Origin of the sequence: Ramlibacter sp. (genome assembly GCF_035554825.1) — a bacterium.
In the GTDB taxonomy this organism is placed as follows: Bacteria; Pseudomonadota; Gammaproteobacteria; order Burkholderiales; family Burkholderiaceae_C; genus Ramlibacter.
Genome location: NZ_DATMHS010000157.1, coordinates 1 through 3377, shown reverse-complemented (window position 1 = coordinate 3377; position 3377 = coordinate 1). Strand labels below are relative to the sequence as shown.

The window sequence follows — 3377 nt, the reverse complement described above, 5'->3', positions numbered from 1 at the left end:
CAGCCGGGCGAGCTCCTCGTCGAAGCGGGCATTGATCCGCCTCTTCTCGCCTTCCTGGCTGGCGGCGAAGCGCTGCTGCTCGGCCAGCTGCTGCTGGTTTTCCTCCAGCTGCCGCTTCAGGCGCGCCGGCACCTTGGACGGGTCCTTCCGGTAGAACTCCAGTTCCGCCTCGAGCTTGCGCCGCTCGCCCTCCAGCACCGCGGTGCGCTTGCCGGCCGCGGCCATGACATCGTCGGCGACCGCCAGCGCGGCCAGGCGCTCCTTGTCGTGCGCGGTCTTGTCTGGGTAGCGGGTGACCAGCGCCTGATTGCGCTTGCGCTCCTCGGCCAGGCGCGCCTTTTCTTCCTGCTCCCGGCGCGACCGCTCCTCCTGCTGCGCCCGTTCCTGCGCCGTCGGGGTCGGAGCGATCCTGCGCTTGACGGTCCCGCTCGGGTTGAGCTCCCGCTGCTCGCGGTCGATGCATTCGGAGATCGGCCGGTCGGCGGTCAGGCGCCGGCCCTTGCCGTCCACGCAGCTGTAGATGCCTTCGGCCGCGGCGTGCGACGAGGCCGCGCCCAGCAGCAGGGCCACTGCGACCAACCGACCGGTTTTGCCCGCCACGATGCTCCTTCAGTCCGGCACGCCGTACCGCTCGCGGTAGGCGAGCACTTCGGCGTGGTGCGCCCCGAGCGCGTCGCCCTGGTGCCGCTCGAGATACTGGAGCAGATCGGCCAGCCGCGCAATCGCGCAAACATGCAGTCCGAGCTTGTCGCGGACGTATTGCACGGCGCTGTGCGCCACGTCGACGCCGTCTTCCGTCGCCATCTCCTGCCGGTCGAGCGCGATCGCCACCGCGTGCGGCACCGCCCCGGCGGCGCGGATCAGCGCGATCGACTCGCGGGCGGCGGTGCCGGCCGACATCACGTCGTCGACGATCAGCACCTTGCCGCGCACCGGCGCCCCGACCAGCGTTCCGCCCTCGCCGTGGTCCTTGGCTTCCTTGCGGTTGTAGGCATACGGTACGTTGCGTCCGAGCCGCGCCAGCTCGATCGCCACCGCCGCCGCCAGCGCGATGCCCTTGTAGGCCGGGCCGAAGATCATGTCGAACTCGATCCCCGAGGCGAGGATGCGCTGTGCATAGAATTGCGCCAGCCGTCCGAGCTTGGCGCCGTCGTCGAACAGGCCGGCATTGAAGAAATAGGGGGACAGGCGCCCGGCCTTGGTCTTGAACTGGCCGAAACGCAGCACGCCCGCCTCCACCGCGAACTGCACGAAATCCTGCGCCAGCCCGTCCTGCTTGCCCGCCGTCATCACCATGGGAAACTCCTTGTTCAAACTGACCAGCCTCAACCTGAACGGCATCCGTTCGGCCGCGAGCAAGGGTATCGAGGCATGGCTTGCAAAAACCACGCCGGATTGTATTTGCCTGCAGGAAGTCAAGTGCCAGGCCCCGGACGTCCAGGGCCGCTTCGAGCAGCTGGCCGGGCTGCAGGGCCACTTCCACTTCGCCCAGAAGAAGGGCTATTCCGGCGTCGCCGTGTATACGAAGCACGAGCCGAGCGAGGTGATCGCCGGCTTCGGCTCAACGGAGTTCGACGCCGAGGGGCGCTACCTGGAACTGCGCTTCGACACGCCGGCGCGCAAGCTGTCGATCATCAGCTGCTACTTCCCCAGCGGGTCGGCCGGCGAGCACCGGCAGCTGGCCAAGTACCGGTTCCTGGACGAACTCGATCCGCACCTGGACGCCCTGCGGGCCAGCCGCGATTTCGTGCTGTGCGGCGACGTCAACATCGCCCACAAGGAACAGGACCTCAAGAACTGGCGCGGCAACCGCAAGAACAGCGGCTTCCTGCCCGAAGAGCGGGCCTGGATGACAAAGTTGTTCGACCAGCGCGGCCTGGTTGACGTTTATCGGCAGCTGCAGCCGCACACCACCGACGACGCCTACACCTGGTGGAGCAACCGCGGCCAGGCCTGGGCCAAGAACGTCGGCTGGCGGCTCGATTACCACCTGGCGACCCCGCCGCTCGCGCAGCTGGCCCGCCGCGAGACGATCTACAAGGCCGAGCGCTTCTCCGACCACGCGCCGATCACGGTGGAGTACGCGTTCGGGCTTTGACCAAAGGTACGATCAACCCAACAGCCGAACGCAGAGGGCGCAAGGAGACGCAAAGGACGCAGAAAGACATCGATGTATGTCTTGCTGCGCAAGCGCGGCGCCCGCTGGAGGAGTGACAAGTCCTCCACTCGCAATTTGGCAGTTCTTTTGCGTCTTCTGCGTATCCTCTGCGACCTCTGCGACCTCTGCGACCTCTGCGACCTCAGCGTTCGGCTGTTGGGTTTGCCCCGCTGCCTTCGGCTGTTGAATTAGCGCTTGCGCAACACGAACGAACGGGTGCGCGGGTCGCCTTCGGCCTGCCAGGTGCCGCGGATCTCCCGGCCGCAGGAGCCCTCGACCACGTCGCCCAGCCAGACCGCGCTGATGTTGCGGCCGTTGACGGATTCCTCCAGCGTCAATTCGCCCAGGTCGACGTCGCCGGCGAGCAGGGCCCGTTCGCCATTGCGGTTGATCGCGCCGCGCAGGCCCTGCGCGTCCTCGGGGTGCGGCTCCAGCAGCAGCGTGGCGCCGGGTCCGTGGTCCGCGAACTCGGCGCGCCAGAGGCCAAGCAGGTGGCGCTGTTCGACCTCGGCGGGCGCCGGGCAGGGCGCCCGCTGGGCCGGGGCCGGCAGCGGCGCCAGCGCCAGCGCCAGCGCCAGCAGCGTGAGCCGGCTCACGCCGCACCGGCGGCCGCAGCGGCCGCGGCGGCGCTGTCGATCGCCTTCTGGGCGAATTCGGCCCGCAGCGCCTTCAGCTTGGCCCGCGGATCTTCCTTCACCGTCGACTGTTCCAGCGCCATCTCCGCGATGAAGCGGCTCGGCTGCGCCTGCACCAACTCCCGGCCCTTCTTGCGCCGCTTGGTCCAGCTCACCGCCAGCGAGCGCTGGGCGCGCGTGATGCCGACGTACATCAGGCGCCGCTCTTCCTGCAGCCGCTGCAGGATGCCTTCGCTCATCGGACCGTCGGCCTTTCCCGCCGCGCCGGCCTCCTCTTCGCCGAGCTTGAACGGCAGCATGCCTTCGGTCACGCCCACCAGCATCACGTGCGGCCATTCCAGGCCCTTGGCCGCGTGCAGCGTGGACAGCGTCACCACGTTCTGATCCTGCTCGCGCTCGCTGATGGTCGACAGCAGCGACACCGTCTGCGCCACTTCCATCAGCGTCTTCTTCTCGCTGGCGGTGGTGACGCCCGCGGTGTCGTCGATCTGGCCGCCGCAGCGCTGCGCCATCCAGTCGCAGAAATCCAGCACGTTCGACCAGCGGGCCGCGGCCACCTTCTCGTTCTCCTCGCCGTCGTAGAG

5 protein-coding genes are annotated in these 3377 nt (G+C 68.5%); 1 reads left to right on the top strand and 4 read right to left on the bottom strand.

Annotated features, from left to right (window positions below; genetic code table 11):
- Together VNT59_RS19780 and pyrE are read right to left on the bottom strand one after the other, a co-directional pair.
- A partial coding sequence (locus VNT59_RS19780) for a DUF4124 domain-containing protein (protein WP_325501318.1) occupies positions 1-600 on the bottom strand: 600 nt, incomplete at its 3' end.
- Positions 601-609: 9 nt separating this feature from the next.
- On the bottom strand, positions 610-1296 hold the full coding sequence (gene pyrE, locus VNT59_RS19775; RefSeq protein ID WP_325501316.1) for an orotate phosphoribosyltransferase: 687 nt from the start codon (positions 1294-1296) through the stop codon (positions 610-612).
- A gap of 10 nt (positions 1297-1306) precedes the next feature.
- Between pyrE and VNT59_RS19770 the strand changes: the two genes are divergently transcribed.
- Positions 1307-2098 carry an exodeoxyribonuclease III gene (locus tag VNT59_RS19770; RefSeq protein ID WP_325501314.1) on the top strand — a complete coding sequence of 264 codons (792 nt, stop codon included), beginning with the start codon at positions 1307-1309 and terminating at the stop codon, positions 2096-2098.
- 248 nt (positions 2099-2346) lie between these two features.
- On the opposite strand, the gene VNT59_RS19765 is transcribed toward VNT59_RS19770, so the two are convergent.
- Both VNT59_RS19765 and VNT59_RS19760 read right to left on the bottom strand, forming a co-directional pair.
- Entirely contained in the window at positions 2347-2754 is a 408-nt protein-coding gene (locus VNT59_RS19765) for a hypothetical protein (RefSeq protein WP_325501312.1), read from the bottom strand.
- The coding region (locus tag VNT59_RS19760) for a 3'-5' exonuclease (RefSeq protein ID WP_325501310.1) at positions 2751-3377 on the bottom strand (627 nt) is incomplete at its 5' end. The genes VNT59_RS19760 and VNT59_RS19765, both read right to left, overlap by 4 nt.